This window comes from Streptomyces sp. NBC_01283 (genome assembly GCF_041435335.1).
In the GTDB taxonomy this organism is placed as follows: Bacteria; Actinomycetota; Actinomycetes; order Streptomycetales; family Streptomycetaceae; genus Streptomyces.
On record NZ_CP108430.1, the window covers coordinates 6980233 to 6998471 of the forward strand.

Annotated in this window: 18 protein-coding genes; 10 read left to right on the forward strand and 8 right to left on the reverse strand. The window is 71.5% G+C overall.

What is annotated here, in order from left to right; all coding sequences use genetic code 11:
* Positions 1-50: 50 nt before the first annotated feature.
* Positions 51-860, reverse strand: coding sequence for an NAD-dependent epimerase/dehydratase family protein (locus tag OG302_RS31605; protein WP_371529879.1), 810 nt, complete (start codon positions 858-860; stop codon positions 51-53).
* A 276-nt stretch (positions 861-1136) separates the two neighbouring features.
* On the opposite strand from OG302_RS31605, the gene OG302_RS31610 reads away from it, so the two are divergent.
* From OG302_RS31610 to OG302_RS31620, 3 genes are all read left to right on the forward strand, one after another.
* On the forward strand, positions 1137-2090 hold the full coding sequence (locus OG302_RS31610; RefSeq protein ID WP_371529880.1) for a 5-dehydro-4-deoxyglucarate dehydratase: 954 nt from the start codon (positions 1137-1139) through the stop codon (positions 2088-2090).
* Entirely contained in the window at positions 2087-3253 is a 1167-nt protein-coding gene (locus OG302_RS31615; RefSeq protein ID WP_371529881.1) for a hypothetical protein, read from the forward strand. Before OG302_RS31610 ends, OG302_RS31615 begins: the two co-directional genes overlap by 4 nt.
* 93 nt (positions 3254-3346) lie before the next feature.
* Complete coding sequence (locus OG302_RS31620) at positions 3347-4693, forward strand: S28 family serine protease (RefSeq protein ID WP_371529882.1); 1347 nt, start codon at positions 3347-3349, stop codon at positions 4691-4693.
* Here the strand turns inward: OG302_RS31620 and OG302_RS31625 are convergent.
* Positions 4668-5903 carry an MFS transporter gene (locus OG302_RS31625; RefSeq protein ID WP_371529883.1) on the reverse strand — a complete coding sequence of 412 codons (1236 nt, stop codon included), beginning with the start codon at positions 5901-5903 and terminating at the stop codon, positions 4668-4670. The genes OG302_RS31620 and OG302_RS31625 overlap by 26 nt on opposite strands.
* 164 nt (positions 5904-6067) lie before the next feature.
* Here OG302_RS31625 and OG302_RS31630 point away from each other — a divergent pair, with 164 nt between their 5' ends.
* From OG302_RS31630 to OG302_RS31650, 5 genes are all read left to right on the forward strand, one after another.
* Positions 6068-6655, forward strand: a complete 588-nt coding sequence (locus OG302_RS31630; RefSeq protein ID WP_371529884.1) for a TIGR03086 family metal-binding protein — start codon at positions 6068-6070, stop codon at positions 6653-6655.
* Between the two features lie 183 nt (positions 6656-6838).
* On the forward strand, positions 6839-7636 hold the full coding sequence (locus OG302_RS31635) for an HAD family acid phosphatase (RefSeq protein WP_371529885.1): 798 nt from the start codon (positions 6839-6841) through the stop codon (positions 7634-7636).
* A 134-nt stretch (positions 7637-7770) separates the two neighbouring features.
* Entirely contained in the window at positions 7771-8556 is a 786-nt protein-coding gene (locus tag OG302_RS31640; protein ID WP_371529886.1) for a CPBP family intramembrane glutamic endopeptidase, read from the forward strand.
* A 2-nt stretch (positions 8557-8558) separates the two neighbouring features.
* The gene (locus tag OG302_RS31645; protein WP_371529887.1) at positions 8559-8921 is read left to right on the forward strand and encodes a PadR family transcriptional regulator; all 363 of its coding nucleotides are present in this window, start codon (positions 8559-8561) and stop codon (positions 8919-8921) included.
* Between the two features lie 8 nt (positions 8922-8929).
* A complete protein-coding gene (locus tag OG302_RS31650) occupies positions 8930-9730 on the forward strand; it encodes a hypothetical protein (protein WP_371529888.1) in 801 nt (266 codons plus the stop codon).
* Between the two features lie 63 nt (positions 9731-9793).
* Here the strand turns inward: OG302_RS31650 and OG302_RS31655 are convergent, their stop codons facing one another.
* The 6 genes from OG302_RS31655 to OG302_RS31680 form a co-directional block, all read right to left on the reverse strand.
* Positions 9794-11242: a peptidoglycan D,D-transpeptidase FtsI family protein gene (locus tag OG302_RS31655; RefSeq protein WP_371529889.1), complete on the reverse strand. Its 1449-nt coding sequence runs from the start codon at positions 11240-11242 to the stop codon at positions 9794-9796.
* A 94-nt stretch (positions 11243-11336) separates the two neighbouring features.
* The gene (locus tag OG302_RS31660) at positions 11337-12011 is read right to left on the reverse strand and encodes a response regulator (protein WP_371529890.1); all 675 of its coding nucleotides are present in this window, start codon (positions 12009-12011) and stop codon (positions 11337-11339) included.
* Positions 12008-13291 (reverse strand): sensor histidine kinase, encoded by a 1284-nt coding sequence (locus OG302_RS31665; RefSeq protein WP_371529891.1) that lies wholly within the window; start codon positions 13289-13291, stop codon positions 12008-12010. Before OG302_RS31665 ends, OG302_RS31660 begins: the two co-directional genes overlap by 4 nt.
* Positions 13288-14325 carry a hypothetical protein gene (locus OG302_RS31670; protein WP_371529892.1) on the reverse strand — a complete coding sequence of 346 codons (1038 nt, stop codon included), beginning with the start codon at positions 14323-14325 and terminating at the stop codon, positions 13288-13290. The genes OG302_RS31665 and OG302_RS31670 overlap by 4 nt, the downstream gene beginning before the upstream one ends.
* 149 nt (positions 14326-14474) lie before the next feature.
* Positions 14475-14942, reverse strand: coding sequence for a GNAT family N-acetyltransferase (locus tag OG302_RS31675; RefSeq protein ID WP_371750292.1), 468 nt, complete (start codon positions 14940-14942; stop codon positions 14475-14477).
* 12 nt (positions 14943-14954) lie between these two features.
* Positions 14955-15725 carry an IclR family transcriptional regulator gene (locus OG302_RS31680; RefSeq protein WP_160504308.1) on the reverse strand — a complete coding sequence of 257 codons (771 nt, stop codon included), beginning with the start codon at positions 15723-15725 and terminating at the stop codon, positions 14955-14957.
* Between the two features lie 136 nt (positions 15726-15861).
* Here OG302_RS31680 and OG302_RS31685 point away from each other — a divergent pair, with 136 nt between their 5' ends.
* The gene (locus tag OG302_RS31685) at positions 15862-17391 is read left to right on the forward strand and encodes an aldehyde dehydrogenase (NADP(+)) (protein WP_371529893.1); all 1530 of its coding nucleotides are present in this window, start codon (positions 15862-15864) and stop codon (positions 17389-17391) included.
* A gap of 5 nt (positions 17392-17396) precedes the next feature.
* Positions 17397-18005 (forward strand): DUF1349 domain-containing protein, encoded by a 609-nt coding sequence (locus OG302_RS31690; protein ID WP_371529894.1) that lies wholly within the window; start codon positions 17397-17399, stop codon positions 18003-18005.
* Positions 18006-18239 lie beyond the last annotated feature (234 nt).

Here is an 18239-nt window from a genome sequence, read left to right on the forward strand (position 1 = left end):
GGCCGAGGACGACCCCGGCTCGGCAAGGCCATCGGAGGGTCATCGGAGGGTCAGTGGGGCCACACCGGAGGGTTCGTGCAGAAGTGGCCCCCCAGATGCGCGTGATCCGGGTTCGCGGGATCCAGTTCGCCCTGCTCGGCGATGAGCTTCTCCGCGTACTGCTCCGAATCGTCCTGCGGCTCGTAGCCGAGCGCACGCGCCGACGAGAGGTCCCACCACAGCCGCGTGTTCGCGGACGACCCGTACACCACGGTGTGCCCCACCGAGGGGGCGGTCAGCGCCGCGTGGAAGAGCCTGGCGCCGTCCCCCGGGCTCATCCAGACCGACAGCATCCGTACGTTCGACGGTTCGAGGAAGCACGAGCCGATCCGCACGGAGACCGTCTCCATCCCGTGCTTGTCCCAGTAGAACTGGGCGAGGTCCTCGCCGAAGGACTTCGACAGGCCGTAGAAGGTGTCGGGGCGACGCGGCGTGTCCACCGGGATCAGCGGATCGTCGCCGACGGGCCGGGGCGTGAACCCCACCGCGTGGTTCGACGACGCGAAGACGACACGGCGGACGCCCTCTTCGAGCGCCGCTTCGTAGAGGTTGTACGTCCCCTCGATGTTCGCCCGCAGGATCTTGTCGAAGGAGGACTCCAGGGAGATGCCCGCGAGGTGGATGACCGCGTCGACGCCCCGCACGGCCTCCCGCAGCGCCTTCTTGTCGGCGAGGTCGGCCGTGATCGCGTCCGGCTCGCCCTCGATGGGCCGCACGTCGAGCAGCCGCAGCTCGTAGCCGTAGGCCGGCAGCAGCCCCCGCATCAAGGTGCCGAGGCCGCCTGCGGCGCCGGTGAGCAGGATGGTGCGGGGAGCGGGCATGAGGGGGTCTCCTCAGATCAGCGGTGGCTCGGTGGTGGCTCAGCGGTGGCTCGGCGGTCGGTCGCGTTCTTGTCCACGTACAGCATTCACATGTATGGACACGCTAGGGATCAACGGCTCATCGCGTCAAGTGTCGTACGGCGGTGGAGAATCCGCTCTTGAATCGCGGTTCTCTCACGGACCTTGACGCTTGACCGGGGCTCAAGAGGCGGCTTAGCGTGGGCTTGTTCAGAAATATGGACGTGGATCAGAAACGTGCACGCTAAGGGAGAGCCCGTGACGTCAGCACCCCTCGCCGCTCGACTCGACATCCCCAGCGGGCCGCTGTTCTTCCCGGTCACCGCCTACGGGCCGAACGGCTCCATCGACCTCGACATCTACCGCGCGCACGTGCGCGCGGGGATCGAGGCGGGTGCCGCGGCCGTCTTCGCCTGCTGCGGCACCGGTGAGTTCCACGCCCTGACGCCCGAGGAGTTCCGGGCGTGCGTCGCCGCCGCCGTCGAGGAGTCCGCGGGACGGGTGCCGGTGGTCGCGGGCGCCGGGTACGGCACCGCGCTGGCCGTGCGGTACGCGAAGCTCGCCGAGGAGGCGGGCGCCGACGGGCTGCTGGCGATGCCGCCCTATCTCGTCGTCGCCGGGCAGGAGGGCCTGCTCCGCCACTACGCCGAACTGGCCGCGGCCACCTCGCTGGACGTCATCGTCTACCAGCGCGACAACGCCGTGTTCACCCCGGAGAGCGTCGTCGGTCTTGCCCGCACCGAGGGCATCATCGGCTTCAAGGACGGCCTCGGCGACATGGACCTGATGCAGCGCATCGTCAGTGCCGTGCGCGTGGAAGTCCCGGAGGAATTCCTCTACTTCAACGGCCTGCCCACCGCCGAGCTGACCGGGCTCGCCTACCGCGGCATCGGTGTGACGCTCTACTCGTCGGCGGTCTTCTGCTTCGCCCCCGACATCGCGCTCGCCTTCCACCGGGCCTTCAACGCCGGGACCGCCGAGGGCGACGCGATGGTGAACCGGCTCATCGACGGCTTCTACCGCCCCTTCGTGGAGCTGCGCAGCGAGGGCCGCGGCTATGCCGTCTCCCTCGTCAAAGCGGGCGTACGCCTGGCGGGGCTCGACGTCGGCGGGGTGCGGACGCCGCTGCACGAACCCGCCGACGAGCACGTCAAGCGCCTCGCCGAGCTGACCGAGCGCGGGCGCGCCCTGGTGCGGGAGGAGGGCGCGTGAGGACCTCCGCCTTCCTGTACCCCTGGGACGTCACCGGCGACCCCACCGCCCCCGCGCGCGTCGCGGACCTCGGCGTCCAGCAGGTCACCCTCGCCTCCGCCTACCACTCCACACGCGCCCTGACCCCGCGTCACCCGCGCCACCGCATCGTCACCGCCGAGCATGCGGCCGTCCTCTACGAGCCCGACGGCCGGTGGGAGGGGCGTGTGCTGCGCCCGTACGCGGCCGGGAGCTGGGCCCCGGGCGACGCCTACAGAGAGGCCGCCGACGCGCTGGCGGCCGCCGGGCTCGACGTGCACACCTGGGTGGTCCTCGCCCACAACTCCCTTATGGGCGCCGACCATCCGGACACCTCCGTCGTCAACGCCTACGGAGACCGCTACCCCTGGGCGCCCTGTATCGCACAGCCCGCCACGCGCGCGTACCTCGTCGACCTCGCGGCGGAGGCCGCCGTACGCCCCGGCGCGCGCGGCACCGAGCTGGAGTCCCTCGGCTGGTACGGCCTCGCGCATCTGCACGCCCACGACAAGATCGCGGGGGTGCCGCTCGGCGAAGCCGGGCAGTACCTGATGTCGCTGTGCTTCTGCGCGGACTGCCGTGCGGGATACGCCCGGGAAGGACTCGACCCGGACGAGCTGGCGGCCGGGGTCCGCCGCGCCCTGGAGCCCGTGTGGCGGGGCGACGAGCCCCCCGGCGGCTGGCAGGCGGTGGAGAAGCTCCTGGGTGCCGGGCCGGCCGCCGCCACGCGCGCGTGGCGCGAGGAAACCGCCCGCACGCTCCAGGAGGCGGCGATCGCAGCCGTACGTGCCGCGGCCCCGGACGGCTTCCAAGTACTGCTGCACGCCGACCCGGTGGCGTACCACTGCGGAGCCAACGCCGGAGTCGACCCGGAGCACATCCTCTCCGTCGCCGACGGAGTGGTCGTGCCCTGCACGGGCGGCGCTCAGGCCCTTGCACCCTTCGCCGCGCACCGCACGGCCCGCACCACCCTCGCCGCGAACCTCACCGTCGTCTCCGGCATGGGTGGCAGCCCCGCCACCCTCGCCGCCGACGCCGCGCATGCGCGCACGCTGGGCGCGAACGAACTGCGGCTCTACCACGCGGGGTTGGCGTCGGACGCGGATCTCGCACAGGTGAGGAGCGCCCTGAAGCAGCTGGACTAGCCCGGCGCGCGCCCCTCAACCACCCTCTGTCGCCCACGAAGTGGAAGCGGTTACCATCCGCCCAACCATTTCGCTCCAGTACGAGGAGACAAGGTGCGCAACAAGGGGATAGCGGCGCTGGCCTGTGCCGGGATCATGGCGGGCGCGGCGGTGCTGGGCGGGGCGATGCCCGCCGCCGCGCGGACCGGTGACGGACAGAGCGCCGCCGCACCCGACGTCCGGGAGCAGCTGGAGAAGATCCCCGGCATGAAGGTCGTCTCCGTGGTCGACAGGGAGGGATACCCCTTCTACACGCTCACGTACGCCCAGCCCGTCGACCACGGCAACCCCCGCGCCGGCACGTTCACCCAGCGCGCCACACTCTGGCACAAGGCCACGGACAAGCCGACCGTCCTCTACACCGGCGGCTACACCCTGGCGTCCAACACCACCGCCCTCACCAAGCTGATCGACGCCAACCAGGTCAGCGTGGAGCACCGCTACTTCGAGCAGTCCCGCCCCTCGGGAGCGGCCGGTTCCGACTGGTCCAGACTCACCGTCCAGCAGGAGGCCGCCGACGAGCACCGCCTCACGCAGGCGCTGCGCGGCATCGAGAAGGGCAAGTGGCTCGGCACGGGCGCCAGCAAGGGCGGCATGACGGCGACGTACCACGAGCGCTTCTACCCCGACGACCTGGACGCGGTCGTCGCGTTCGTGGCACCGAACGACGCCGACAACAGGGACGACAGCGGCTACGAGCGGTTCTTCAAGACGGTCGGCACGGCCGAGTGCCGCAGCGCCCTCAACGCCGTGCAGCGCGAGATGCTCGTACGCCGTGACGCGCTGATCCCCAAGTTCGAGGCGGACGCCAAGTCCAATGGCGACACCTTCGAGGAGACGCTCGGCACCACCGACCGTGCCTACGAGTTCGCGGTGCTCGACCAGGTGTGGAACTTCTGGCAGAGCGGCAGCATCGACAACTGCCCGACCGTGCCCGACGCCAAGAAAGCCACCGACGACGAGCTCTACGCCTGGTCGAAGGGCCACGGCTTCAGCGTCTACCAGGACGAGACCCTCGGCACGAACGGCACGGGCCCCTACTACCGGCAGGCCGCCACCCAACTCGGCTGGGCCGACCTGAAGTTCAAGCACCTCAAGGACGTCCGCCACTACCCGGACATCTACCAGCCCAACTCGGTGCTCCCCGATGCGATGCGAGGCTCGTACAACAACCGGACCATCGCGGACGTCGACCGCTGGGTGAAGACCCGCGGCCAGCGGATGATGTTCATCTACGGCGAGAACGACCCGTGGAGCGCGGAGAAGTTCACCCCGAGCCACCGCGACTCCTACCGCTACGAGGCCCCCGGCTCCAACCACGGCGCCTCCATCGCCAAGCTCCCGGCCGCCGAACAGGCCGAGGCCGTCGCGACCATCAAGCGCTGGGCCGACGTGAAGTAGCGCGTGCGGAACGGGACCTGAGCAGGGGCGCGGCGATCAGCAGCCGCGCCCCCGCGAGGACCGGCAGGAGGACGCGGTAGTCGACTGTCTCGACCAGACCCGCGCCCAGAGCGATGCCCACCGCGGTCGGCGTGAACATCAGGGTGTTCGCGGTCGCCGCCGCCCGGCCCAGGAGCGCCCGCGGTGTCTCGCGCTGCACCGCCGTCATGCCCGCGATCAGTACGCAGGGCAGCCCGAGGCCGTTGGCGAGACTGCCCGCGAGGGCCGTCGCGTCGTACGGCAGTGCCTGCAGGACCACGGCGAGCGCGGTGAGCGCGATGCCCGCCCCGCCGAACCGGCGCCCTCCAAAGCGCCGCATCAGCGCCCCCGAAGCGACGCCGACCGCGACCGATCCCGCGCCCTGCACGACGTACAGCATGCCTGTGTACGCGGGGGAATGGCCCAGTCCCTCCACGACCGCGTAGACGGCCGCCCCGCTGATCCCCGAGGTCAGCATGGCGAGACCGCCCGCGAGGACTAGGGGCCGCAGCCGCGGGTCGCCCCACAAGTGGCGTGCCCCTTCGGCTGTCTGCGCCCGCCAGCCCATCGCGTCGCCGGGCACGGGTGAGTCCTCGCGGACCCGAAGGAGTGCGAACATCCCTGCCGCGAGCACGAAGGTGGCGGCGTCCAGGAGCGCCACCCGGGCGCCTCCGTACGCGGCGAAGAGGCCCGCTCCGGCGAGGGGCGCGATCAGCTTCATGCCTTCGTTCGCGGACATCCGCAGGCCGTTGAAGTCCCCCGTCAGATCCCTGCCGACCGCCGCCGTCACCAGGGCCGCCTCCGCCGCGTCGGTGACGGCGCCGCACGCCCCGTACAGGAACAGCACCGCGTAGAGGATCCACAGGGTGCTGGTGGAGTCGACGAACAGGAGGGCGGTCAGCAGGGCGCCCAGGGCCAGGTTCGTGCCGATGAGCAGGGGTCTGCGGCGGGTGCGGTCGGCGACCGTGCCCAGGAGAGGGCCGATCAGGGCCGGGGCCCAGAGCGCGAAGGCGCAGAGGGCGGCCAGGCCGTCCGAGCCGGTCAGCTCCTTCACCCAGATCCCGGAGACCAGCCACATCGCGGAGCTGCCGAAGCCGGAGACCAGCACCGCGCCCAGGCAGAGACGCGCGTCGCGGTCGCGCAGGACACGGGAGACCGACGATCTCGCGTCAGGTGTCGTGGCAGATGTCATGGCAGGTGATGCTGGTTCTAAGGCCCCCGGTCCGGCATGGGGCAGGTGCGGTATTCCGTGACTCGGACGAGCCGGGTGCGCCGATGACTTTCGGGCGCCGGGCCGGTCTACAGGGCAGGACAGCGGTCCGCGGGGGACAGGGCCGCCGAGATTCTGGAGGATCCATGACGCGGACGATCGACTTCGAGCGGCAGGCCCGGCTGGTGGCAGCTGTCGCGGACGGCATCACCGACGAGCAGCTCGCGGGGCCCACGCCCTGTCCGGAGTATCAGGTGCGCCATCTGCTGGGCCATCTGGTCGGCCTGACCGCCGCGTTCCGGGACGCCGGGCGCAAGGACCTGGGCGCGCACCTCGACCGGAGCCCGGGGGACTCCCTCCCGGAACTGACGCCCGGGTGGCGTGCCGAGCTGCCGAAGCTGCTCGACGAGCTGGTGGAGGTGTGGCGCGGCCCCGCCGCGTACGAGGGCATGACCCGGGCCGGCGGCATCGATCTTCCGGGGGCTGTGGCGGGGGCCGTCGCCATGGATGAACTCGTCGTGCACGGCTGGGACTTGGCGCGGTCCACGGGTCAGGCGTACGCGCCCGACGACGTGAGCCTCGGGGTGGCCAAGGAGCTCCTCACGCCCGAGGAGGGCGACCAGTCCGGGAACAGTCTGTTCGGGCCCATGGTCCCGGTGCCGGACGACGCCCCGCTGCTCGACCGCGTGATCGGCCTCAGCGGCCGGGACCCGGGGTGGACGCCCGGGGTGTGACCTCCGGGCCTTCTCCGGCCTCCTGGCTCTCTCCGGCCTCCTGGCTTTCTCCGGATCGGGTATCGATCGGGTAAAGGGTCTCGCGGGGTGGCGTGTGATGCGCGTAGACAGTGCGCGTAGACAGGTGTTGACCTGCTCGAACCTGTTGCCCCTGCACTGACTCTGATCCGGAGAAATCGACCTATGCGCAAGTCTCTACGGGTGGCGGGCATCGCCACCGCCTGTGCCGTCGCCGGTGCCGCGCTGTACGGCACGGGCGCCGCCACCGCCGACAACGCCACGGCGCGGCACACCGCCGAACCCCAGAACATCGGCGTGCTCGTCGGCGAGATAGACGACTACTACGGCGCCTACCAGGACGCCGACGGTGTCTGGCGCTCCTCGCCCGACAGCCCGTACGCCAAGGACCTGGCGCGCATCCAGGCGAAGGCGAAGAAGGACATCAGGAAGGCCGCCGCCCGCACGGGCCATCACCACGGCAAGAAGCCCGCGATCGTCCTCGACGTGGACGACACCTCGCTGCTCAGCTTCGACTACGAGAAGACGACCAACTACACCTACAACAACACCACGTGGGACGCGTACGTGAAGGCGGCCAAGCGCCCCGCCGTCTTCGGTATGCCCGGACTGGTCACGTACGCCAAGAGCAAGGGCGTCGAGGTCTTCTTCCTGACCGGCCTGAGCGAGTCGCAGCGTGAGGGCGCCGTCACGAACCTGGCCAAGGCCGGGTACGACACGCAGCTCGACACCACGCACGTCTTCACCAAGAACAAGACCGCCCCGCCCGCCTATCTGAGCAACTGCGCCACGCCCGCCAAGTGGGAGTGCACCACCGTGCAGTTCAAGGAAGGCACCCGCAAGCACATCGAGTCGACCGGCTACAACATCGTCGGCAGCTTCGGCGACCAGGTCTCCGACCTCGCGGGCGGCTACGCGGACAAGACGTACAAGCTGCCCAACCCCACCTATTTCGTGGAGTAGCCCGGCTCCGTACTGTTCGGCATGGCGAGATAGGTTGTATTCCTGACTAGGTCGCTCTACGGTCTAGGTAGCTCACATGCTCATGGGGCCGCGCGGTGCGCCCGCGCGGCCCTTTCGGGAAGGGGGATCCCACCATGACCGTCTCGCTCTCACCGGAGTTCTCGGCCGTGTCCACGGCCGTCGCCGCCGCGGTAGGCGCCTATCTGCTCCTCGGCGAGCCCTGGCTCGGACGCCGCGTCTACGCCTCGCTCGCCCGCCGCCGCGACACCGAACCCCGCGCGCTCGTCGGCTACTTCACCTTCGTACTCGTCTTCTGGTGGGTCCTCGCCGCGCTCGCGATGGCCGTGCTGCTGTTCTCGCCGGCCATGGCCGCCGCCGACCTCGGCATCGCGCTCCCCGAGTCGCCGCTGACCGCGGTCGCCGTCATCGCCGTGATGGTGGCGGTGTCCGTGGTGTCCGGGCGGAAGATGCGGGCCCTCGCCGAGGGCGGCAGGAACGTGCCGGGGCTCGCCTCCATCCAGGCGATGCTGCCGCGCACGCCCCAGGAGCGCCGCCTCGCGATCGCCGTCGCCGTGACCGACGGCATCTGCGCCGAGCTCGTCTACCGCGGGCTCCTGATCGCCTTCGGCGTCGGCGTGCTCGGCCTCGACGTCTATGTGGCGGCGGCCCTTTCGGTGCTCGCGTACGCCCTCGCCGGGATCTACCAGGGCCGCAGTGGCGTCATCGCCTTCGGCCTCGTCGGGGTGCTGTTCACCGGGCTCTATCTGGCGAGCGGAAGCCTGCTGCTGCCCGTCGCCATCCATATCGCCCTCTCCGTCAGGGACTTGACGCTCCCCGTGCCGGAGCCCGTCGAGACCTTCACCCCGCGCGAGACCCCGTACGAGCCGACCCCGTACGAGCCGACCCCGAAGGGCAGCTGACCATGACCGCACCCGCTTCCGGGGGCGCGAAGACCGACCGCCGGGCCAGCTGGTTCAAGGGCGTACTCGATCTGCTCGTGCTCGCCGCCCTCACCGACGGCGAGAGCTACGGCTATGAGATCGCCAAGCTGCTCGGCGCCGCAGGCTTCGGCCAGATCAAGGGCGGCACGCTCTATCCCGTGCTCAACCGCCTGGAGGAGGCGGGCCTCGTCGCCGCGGAGTTCCGGGCCACGGAGAAGGGCCCCGGCAGGCGCTACTACTCCCTCACCGACGCGGGGCGCGCCACCCTCGGGGAGCAGGGCGGGCTGTGGCTCGCCTTCGACGGATCCGTGCGCGAGATGCTGGCGAAGGCGGGCGTGCGATGAACGACGCCATGAATGACGCCAAAAACGAAGCGATGAACGAAGCAATGAACGACACCATGAACGACGCAACGATGGACGAGGGTTACGTACGCGACAGCTACCTCCTCGACCTCGCCGACCGGTTGCGGGAGCACGGGCTGCCCGCCGACCGCATCGAGGCCACCGTCGCGGATCTCGGCGCGCACCTCGACGAGTCGGACGGGGCCGACCCGGAGGCCGAGTTCGGCCCGGTCGACGCGTTCGCCCGCGAGCTCGCCCCGGCCGGGGGAGTGCGGCACGACGCCCCCGAGCCGCACGTCGAGACCTGGCGGTGGACCGCCGACACGTACGTCGACGAGGGGCTCCTGAACCGGTTCGGCGGCGAGGGCTGGGAGGTCGAGCGAGTCGACGCCCTCGGCCGCTTCGTCAGCCACCGTGACCTGGAGCGGCCGCAGCGCTGGGAGTACCGGCGTGAGCTGGTCACGCGGGGGCGCGAAGGCCTCGACGAGCGACTGGCCCCGGACGGCTGGGAGGCCTGCGGGAACTGGATCGTCTACGCGTGGTTCAAGCGGCCGGTGGCGGCGAGCCTGGGGCCCGGCGCGGACATCCCGGCGCCGCCGGAGGTGCCCGACCGGTGGCGCTTCTTCAGCCGGCGCTTCTACGCGCTGGTGGCCGTCGCCGCCGTGGCTGTCGTTGTGGCGGGCGTCGCCGTCGCCGTGGACGACGGGGACGCCGGCAGCGGTCTCGGTTTCACCGGCGGACTGCTCGTGGGCGCCGTGGTGCCACTCGCCGCCCTGTGGGGCCTGCAGGCCTGGCGCTCACGGGGCTGACCTCCGCGCGCGGGGTGCCGTCCCGATCACCGGCACCCCGCGGAGCTCGGCACGGCCCAGGGGCTACGACGTCAGGGCCGCCTGCATCATCGCCTTCGCGATCGGCGCCGCCAGGCCGTTTCCGCTGACCTCTGACCGTGCCGCGTCCGACGACTCGATGATGACCGCCACCGCGACCTCCTTGCCGTCGCCGCCCTTGGCGTACGAGGTGAACCAGGCGTACGGCGTCTTGCTGTTGTTCTCGCCGTGCTGGGCCGTGCCCGTCTTGCCGCCCACCTCCGCGCCACTGATCTGCGCGTTCGTGCCCGTGCCAGTCCCGACGACCGTCTCCATCGCCGACTGCAGCTGGTTCGCCGTGCCCTCGCTCATCACCCGCTGCGAGTCGGCGTCGTCGTACGAATCGAGGACATCGCCGTCCGAGTCGGTGATCTGGGACACCATGTGCGGCGCGACCAGCTCACCGCCGTTGGCGATCGCCCCCGAGACCATCGACATCTGCAGCGGCGTCGCCGTCACGTCGAACTGGCCGATGCCGGTCAGCGCCGTCTGGGCCTTGTCCATGTCCGACGGGTACACGCTCTCGGACGCGCGCACCGGCACGTCCAGCTTGTCGGTGTTGAAGCCCATCTTCTCGGCCATCGACTTGACCTTGTCCTGGCCCAGGTCGACGGCGATCTTCGCGAAGACGTTGTTGCACGAGTACTGCAGCGCCGTACGGATCGTGGCGTTCTCGCAGGGCGCGCTCGCGCTCTCGTTCTTCAGGACCGTGCGCGTGCCGGGCAGCGTGTACGGGTTCGGACTGTCGGTCTTCGTGTCCGCCGAACCGTAGAGCCCGTCCTCCAGGGCCGCCGCCGCGACGACCAGCTTGAACGTCGAACCCGGCGGCAGCGGCTGCCGCAGCGCACGGTTGACCAGCGGCTTGTCCTCGTCCTTGAGGAGCGACTGCCACTCCTTGGAGTCCGTGGAACCGCTGATCTTCGAGGGGTCGTACGACGGCGTCGACACCATGCCGAGGATCTTGCCCGTCTTCGGGTCGACGGCGACCGCCGCGCCCTTCTTGTCGCCGAGCGCCTTGTACGCGGCCTTCTGCACCGCCGGGTCGATCGTCGTGACCACGTCACCCGGGTCGGCGCGCTTGTTGGTCACCGTGTCCAGCGGGTTCTTCAGCCGGGTGTCGGTGCCGTCGAGGACGTCCTTGTAGATGCCCTCGAGCTGCGTCGCCCCGTACACCTGCGAGCTGTAGCCCGTGACGGACGAGTACAGGTCACCGTCCTTGTAGGTGCGCTTGTACTTGAGGTCGCTGCCCTTCGTCCGCTCGGAGCCGGTGACGGTGTCACCGCCCACGATGATGTCGCCCAGCGGGTTCGCGTACTGCTCGATCACGTTGCGCCGGTTCTTCTTGTCGTCCGCGAGTGCCTTCGAGTCGTAGAACTGCACCCACGTCGCCCGCACGAGGAGGGCGAGCACGAGCAGCAGCGTGAAGACCGAGGCGTTCCTGATCGTCTTGTTCATCCCATAAAAGGACGAGCGGCCCGGACGTATTCGTTCCGTTCTGCCGGGTTTCTCAGAGATTCCTCATACTGCGGGGACACACGCGACCGTGGGCTCAGTCGGCGTTCATGAAGCCCGCCTCGTACGCCGCGATCACCGCCTGCGTGCGGTCCCGTGCCCCCGTCTTGGCCAGCACCGCGGCCACGTGCGTCTTCACCGTCGCCGGGCCCACGCCCATCCGCCCGGCGATCTCCGCGTTGGTCAGGCCCTCCGCCATCAGCCGCAGCACCTCGCTCTCGCGCCCCGTCAGCCGGGCCACCCAGGCAGGTGGCGCGGGCTTGGCGCGCGCGTGCTCGGCGGCCAGGGCGCGCACCGCCGCGGGGAAGAGCAGCGAGTCGCTGCGCGCGACCAGCCGTACCGCCTGCACCAGCGAGTCCGCGTCGGCCCGCTTCAGCAGGAACCCCGAGGCCCCCGCCCGCAGTGCCTCGTACACATAGGAGTCGTTCTCGAAGGTCGTCACGACCACGATGCGCGGCGGGTCGGCCTGCGTCCCCAGGATCTGCTCGGTGGCCCGGATGCCGTCGATCTCCGGCATGCGTACGTCCATGAGCACCACGTCGGGCCGCAGCTCGCGCACGACGGACACCGCCTCCGCGCCGCTCGCCGCCTCGCCGACGACCTCCAGGTCGGGCTCGGCGGAGAGGATCACGCGCAGGGCGGTGCGCACCATGCGCTCGTCGTCGGCGAGGACGATGCGGATGGGGGCGGGGGCCGAGGCCGTCTCGGTCATGGGTGTGCGGGTCCTTTCAGGGGGAGGTGTACGTCCACGCGCCACACCCCGTCGACGGGTCCCGCCCGCACGGTGCCGCCGAGGAGCCTGGCCCGGTCGGTGACGCCGCGCAGGCCGTGGCCGCCGCCGGGGCGGGACGCGGGGGTTTCGTGGGGCAGCGGGTTCTCCGCGAGGATCGCCAGATCGGCGCCGTCCAGGGCGATCCGCAGGGTCACCGGGGCGTCGGGGCCCGCGTGCCGCAGCGCGTTGCTCAGGCTCTCCTGGACGATGCGGTAGGCCTCGCGGGACACCATCGGGGGCAGGGCGTCCGCGCCTTCGGGGCCCAGCTCAACCGTGGCCTTCACCCGCAGGCCGCCCGCGCGGGTGCGCTTGAGGAGCCCGTCGAGATCGGCGGAGAGGGTGGGGGCGGGGGCGGTCGGACCCGCCTGGCCGCCGCCCTCCCGCAACACCCCGAGGACCGCGTCGAGTTCGCCCACCGTGCGCCGCGTCGTCTCCTCGATGGCGGTCAGCGCCTCGCGGACGAACTCCGGGTCGCGGTCCAGGACCCGGCGGGCGGCGCTCGCCTGCAGCGTGACCGCGCTCAGGGCGTGGCCCACCGAGTCGTGCAGCTCCCGCGCGAGCCGGTTGCGCACGGCGAGGTCCGCGGCGCGCTGCTCGGCCGCCGCGAGCCGGTCGGCGGGCGAAGGGCCGAGGAGATCGGGCGCCCAGCGCGCGAGCAGGCCCCCGGCCGCCGCCGCGCACCCCGCGAGCGCGACGAGGGAGACGATCCCGGCGACCGGGCAGAGCGCGAGCGCCCAGCCCTCGTTCAGGACCTCCGGCGTCCCGGCCCGGCTGTCCCGCAGTGCCGGGGCGAAGGGCAGCACGATCAGCACCGCCGCGAACGGCGGCAGCGCCAGGGACATCCCGCTGATGATCCCGCCGAACCCGAGGTGCAGCGTGAACCACGCGACGGTGCGCCCGCGTGCCTGCCGGGACCGTGCGGGCCCGTCGGCGAGTGCGTCGCCCGGCACGTCGCACAGCGCGCGCACCGCGGCCACCGACATGGGGCGCGTGAGCGGGAAGAGCGCGGTGATCGCGGCGAGCGGCAACCCCAGGGCGAACGCGCCGAGTTGGGAGGTGAGCGAGCCGAACACGTTGTCCTCGCCGAGCAGCGGCCCGACGATGACGGACCCCACGAAGACGTACGGCATGGCGAGTGCGCCGCCGAGGATCAGATGGATCCACCGGCGCCGGGCCCGCCGCCCGAACAGGACCGGCAGAGCTGCCGCGAGAGCCTTCACGCGGGGTGCCGCGGTGCCGGGACGGACGCTCCCGCCCGCTCCTTGAGGAAGGACGCCCCGAGGGCGGCCACCAGTATCCCGGCGATCATCTGCACAGAGTAGGTCAGGAGCATTCCCGCCGTCGGCTGCCGGGCGATGTCGTCCACGCCGACGACCGAGGCGAGCAGCAGCCAGCCGCCCCAGCAGGCGATCGCGCCCGAGCCGAGCCAGCCCAGGGCGAGCGGCACCCTGACGGACAGGGCGGGAGCCCACCGGAAGGCGAGGAGCAGCCCGCCGGCCACGGCCGCGGCGAGGTAGACCATGTCCAGCGCCTCAAGGACGTAGAAGTCGGTCGTACGCCCCTCGATCCGCTCCTCGTTGAGGCCGACGGTGGAGCCGCTGATCCAGAGAACGTGCATCGCCAGGGGGACGAGGGCGAGCAGGGCAGCGGTGAGGGCGGCGCCTCGCTGGGGGCTCCGGCGGCCGGTGGCGGTGCGGGGCAGATCCTCCACGCGGCCCCGCCACACATGTCCCCAGCGGTCCCGTGCGTAGAGGACGAACAGGGCGCCGAGGGTGAGGCCCTGGAGGATGAAGCCGCCGTAGACGACGCCGAAGACCCAGTCGTCGAGAAAGGCACCACCGCTGTCGCCGCTCCCCGACGAGGGGTCGTCGACGCTGCCGCCCAGCGCCCTGACCAGGAGCTGGAGCGGGAACCCGGCCATGATCGGCGTCAGCAGCCCGGTGGCGGTCCACATGGGCAAGGCGAGCAGCCAGGCAGGGGTCCGCAGGCCCCAGGGGCGGGTCAGGAGCAGCGCGAGCACGATGACGCTCGCGTCCATGAGGAGGGTGAGGCCGTTGGCGAAGACCATGGTGCCGCGGTGGTCGAGGAGGCTGCTGCCCTCGGGGATGCCGATGTGGCTGCCCGCGATCCACGCGATCTTGAGGGTGAGGTAGGGGAGGGACGCCAGGACGGCGAGGGTCCGCAGGGCGCGGCGGGAGCGGGGCGTGTCCGTGGGCGCAGTGACCGGCGGGGCGGGGACGAGTGTCTGGCTCATGCCCCCTACGCTCCCGGCGCGGGGCTCTGCGCACGTCGTGCGTGGCGATGATCCGGGTCCGCCGTGCGGGGGAGGGGGCAGCCGGTCCTGTGATCGAGGACGGGGTCGGCCCGTCCCGCGGTCGGGGACGGGGCCGGCCCGTCGCCGGCCTACTCCAGGATCAGGACCGCCTCGTCGATCTCCTCGCCCCGCGCATGCGCGAAGCCCCGCGCGGCGGCGGTGACCCGGAAACCGCACTTCTCCAGGACCCGCAGGGATCCCGCGTTGTCCGCCGCCGCTCGGGCGTACAGCGGCCGCTCCGGCACCTCCGCGAGCAGTTCCCGCAGGGCGGCCGTGGCCAGCCCGCGGCCCCAGTACGCCCGGTCGATCCAGTACGTGACCTCGCGTTCGCCCGGCTCCCCGTACACCGCCGCGTTGCCCACGACGTCGCCGTCCGCGAGGACCGTGCGGACGACGTCGTCCGACGCGCGGAGCCGCTTCCAGTGGGCTTCGAAAAGGTCCCGGTCGGCGGCCTTCGGCGAGGTGAACGCGGCGAGGCGGTTCGACTCGGGATCGTTCATCTGCCGGTAGAAGACCGGGAGATCGCTGTCGTGGACCGGGCGCAGACTGACATCCATACTCACCATGGATCAAAGCCTACGAGTCGCCAGTGTCAGGCGGTCCCGCGCGTCGAACAACGCGTCCTTCACCATCTGCTCGTGCGCGGGCGTAAGCCGCGCGACCGGCACGGAGCAGCTGATCGCGTCCCGCGCGGGCGTGCGGTACGGGATCGCGACGCCGAAGCAGCGCAGGCCGAGCGTGTTCTCCTCGCGGTCCACCGCGAAGCCCTGCTCGCGGACCGTGCGCAGCTCCTCGATCAGCTTCTCGCGGTCGGTGATCGTGTGCTCGGTCAGGGCGGGCAGCGTCTCCGGGAGCATCTTGCGGACCTGCTCGTCGGTGTGGGTGGCGAGCAGCGCCTTGCCCAGGGACGTCGAGTGCGCCGGGAGACGGCGGCCCACCCGCGTGAAGGGCCGCAGGTAGTGCTGCGACTGGCGCGTGGCGAGGTAGACGACGTTCGTGCCGTCGAGGCGCGCCAGGTGGATGGTCTCCGTGGTGTCGTCCGAGAGGCGGTCCAGCGTGGGACGCGCCGCCGCCACCACCTCGTCGCCGTCGATGTACGAGGTGCCCACCAGCAGGGCCCGTACCCCGATGCCGTACCGCGTGCCCGTCGCGTCCGTCTCGACCCAGCCCAGCTCCACCAGCGTACGAAGGAGCATGTAGAGACTGGACTTGGGGTAACCGACGGCTTCCTGGACGGCGGCCAAAGAGTGCATTCCGGGGCGGCCCGCGAAGTATTCGAGCAACTCCACCGTCCGCACAGCGGACTTGACCTGTGCCCCGCCAGTCTCGCCAGCCGACATCGCCCTTGACCCCTTAGTTCGACGAGAAATAGTCTCCGAAGTCTCCGCTATTCATCATCGGAGACAGCGTTCAGCATATCGAACAGCCCAGGTGGGTGGCAGCACATCTGAGGCATCACCTCTGGAGGGGCCCGCGGTGGCAGCAGCACCAGTCTGGAGTGTCGACCCCCGAACCGGGAAGCAGCGCGAACAGGTTGCGGTCGAAGCCACAGTCCAAGAGGTGGATCAGGCGGTGCGTGCCGCACTGGCCGCCAAGGACTCCCTGAACGACCGTGCCGTACGCGCCGCCTTCCTGCGCTCCGCGGCCGACCTGCTCGACGGAGCCAAGGATCACCTGGTGGAGGCCGCGGACGCGGAGACCGCGCTCGGTCCCGTCCGCCTCACCGGCGAACTCGCCCGCACCTGCTTCCAGTTGCGGGCCTTCGCGGACGTGGTCGACGAGGGCGGCTTCCTGGGCGTCGTCATCGACCACCCCGACAACAGCGCCACGCCGCCCATCCCGGACCTGCGGCGCTACAAGATCCCGCTCGGCGTCGTGGCCGTCTACTCCGCGTCCAACTTCCCGTTCGCCTTCTCCGTCCCCGGCGGTGACACCGCGAGCGCGCTCGCGGCGGGCTGCCCCGTGGTCGTCAAGGCGCACCCGGACCACCCGGCCACCTCCGAGCTGGTGGCGGCGACGCTGCGGCGGGCCGCGGCCCTGCACGGCATCCCCGAGGGCGTCGTCGGCCTCGTGCACGGCTTCGAGGCGGGAGTCGAGCTCGTCAAGCACCCGCTCGTGTCCGGCGCGGGCTTCACGGGCTCGATCCGTGGCGGCCGTGCCCTCTTCGACGCGGCGGCGGCCCGCCCCGTGCCGATCCCCTTCCACGGCGAGCTCGGCTCCCTCAACCCGGTCGTCGTGACCGAGGCCGCGGCGGCCGAGCGCGCGGAGGAGATCGGCGCGGGGCTCGCGGGCTCGATGACGCTCGGCGTCGGCCAGTTCTGCGTCAAGCCCGGCCTGGTCTTCGCCCCGGCGGGCGCGGGCGGCGACCGGCTCCTGAAGTCCCTGACGGAGGCGGTCAGCGACACCGAGGCCGGGGTGCTCCTCGACCACCGGATGCGGGACAACTTCGTGGCGGGCGTGCGCGAGCGCGGCGAACTCCCGGACGTGGACGCCCCGGTGACGCCGGGCGCGGGCAGCGAGCACACGGTGAGCGCCGGGTTCCTGACGGTCCCGGCGGCGAGGCTCGCCACCGAGGGCGAGCACGACCTGCTCCTGGAGGAGTGCTTCGGGCCGGTGACGGTCGTCGCGCGCTACGAGGACGACGCGGAGATCGCCGCCGCCCTCACCCGGCTCTCCGGCAACCTCACGGCGACGGTGCAGCTGTCCGCCGAGGAGGCGGCCGGCGAGGGGCGCGGGGCCGCGCTGCTCGCCGAGCTGACGCCGCTGGCCGGGCGCCTGCTGGTCAACGGGTGGCCGACCGGGGTCGCGGTGGCGCCCGCGCAGCACCACGGCGGTCCGTACCCGGCGACGACGTCGACCTCCACCTCCGTGGGCGGTACGGCGATCGAACGCTGGCTGCGGCCCGTCGCGTACCAGAACACGCCCCCCGCGCTGCTGCCGCCCGAGCTGCGGGACGACAATCCGATGGGGCTGCCGCGTCGCTACGACGGGCGCCTGGAACACTGACGCCCATGGACGTCAATATCCCCGAACTGCCCTTCTCCCTGCGCACATACGGCCCTGACGGGAACTGGTCGTACGACGACGGGGTGCTCACCGGCTGGGCGGGTTCCCGGCAGGACCGCTTCGTCCCGCCGACGGGCGAGGCGCTGGACCCCGCGTCGGACGCGCCGCGCCTCCTGGGCGCGCCCGAGGGGGACTTCCAGCTCATCGCCCGGGTGACGGTGGGCTTCGCGGCGGCGTTCGACGCGGGCGTCCTCTACCTCCACGTGGGCGACCGGGAGTGGGCGAAGCTCTGCCTGGAGCGGTCGCCGGACGAGGCGACGGTCTGCACGGTCGTCACCCGCGGCCGCTCCGACGACGCGAACGCGTTCGTGGTGGACGGCAGCAGCGTCTGGCTCCGCATCAGCCGTACGGGCTCGGCGTTCGCCTTCCACGCCTCGCTGGACGGCAAGGAGTGGACGTTCGTCCGGATCTTCTCCCTGGGCGAGGAGGAGACGGCGGGCGCGGCGCTGGTCGGCTTCATGGCGCAGTCCCCTGTCGGGGAGGGGTGCGTGGTGACGTACGACGGGATCGAGTTCCGTCCGAACTGGCCCCGGGGCCTGAGAGACGGCTCCTGAACCCGCGGCTCCGCCCCCGCCACGGGGCTCCGCCCCGGACCCCGCTCCTCAAACGCCGGAGGGGCTGAAATATTCATCCTGAGCCCGCGGCTTCGGGCCCCCGCCACGGGGCCCCGGTCCTCAAACGTCGGAGGGGCTGAAATATTCATCCTGAGCCCGCGGCTTCGGGCCCCCGCCACGGGGCCCCGGTCCTCAAACGTCGGAGGGGCTGAAATATTCATCCTGAGCCCGCGG

Excerpts from the sequence above, each read along its gene's own strand:
- OG302_RS31605 (WP_371529879.1), bottom strand. The coding sequence starts at position 860 with ATGCCCGCTCCCCGCACCATCCTGCTCACCGGCGCCGCAGGCGGCCTC.
- OG302_RS31625 (WP_371529883.1), bottom strand. The coding sequence starts at position 5,903 with ATGACATCTGCCACGACACCTGACGCGAGATCGTCGGTCTCCCGTGTC.
- OG302_RS31630 (WP_371529884.1), top strand. The coding sequence starts at position 6,068 with ATGACGCGGACGATCGACTTCGAGCGGCAGGCCCGGCTGGTGGCAGCT.
- OG302_RS31635 (WP_371529885.1), top strand. The coding sequence starts at position 6,839 with ATGCGCAAGTCTCTACGGGTGGCGGGCATCGCCACCGCCTGTGCCGTC.
- OG302_RS31640 (WP_371529886.1), top strand. The coding sequence starts at position 7,771 with ATGACCGTCTCGCTCTCACCGGAGTTCTCGGCCGTGTCCACGGCCGTC.
- OG302_RS31645 (WP_371529887.1), top strand. The coding sequence starts at position 8,559 with ATGACCGCACCCGCTTCCGGGGGCGCGAAGACCGACCGCCGGGCCAGC.
- OG302_RS31650 (WP_371529888.1), top strand. The coding sequence starts at position 8,930 with ATGAATGACGCCAAAAACGAAGCGATGAACGAAGCAATGAACGACACC.
- OG302_RS31655 (WP_371529889.1), bottom strand. The coding sequence starts at position 11,242 with ATGAACAAGACGATCAGGAACGCCTCGGTCTTCACGCTGCTGCTCGTG.
- OG302_RS31660 (WP_371529890.1), bottom strand. The coding sequence starts at position 12,011 with ATGACCGAGACGGCCTCGGCCCCCGCCCCCATCCGCATCGTCCTCGCC.
- OG302_RS31670 (WP_371529892.1), bottom strand. The coding sequence starts at position 14,325 with ATGAGCCAGACACTCGTCCCCGCCCCGCCGGTCACTGCGCCCACGGAC.
- OG302_RS31675 (WP_371750292.1), bottom strand. The coding sequence starts at position 14,942 with ATGGATGTCAGTCTGCGCCCGGTCCACGACAGCGATCTCCCGGTCTTC.
- OG302_RS31680 (WP_160504308.1), bottom strand. The coding sequence starts at position 15,725 with ATGTCGGCTGGCGAGACTGGCGGGGCACAGGTCAAGTCCGCTGTGCGG.
- OG302_RS31690 (WP_371529894.1), top strand. The coding sequence starts at position 17,397 with ATGGACGTCAATATCCCCGAACTGCCCTTCTCCCTGCGCACATACGGC.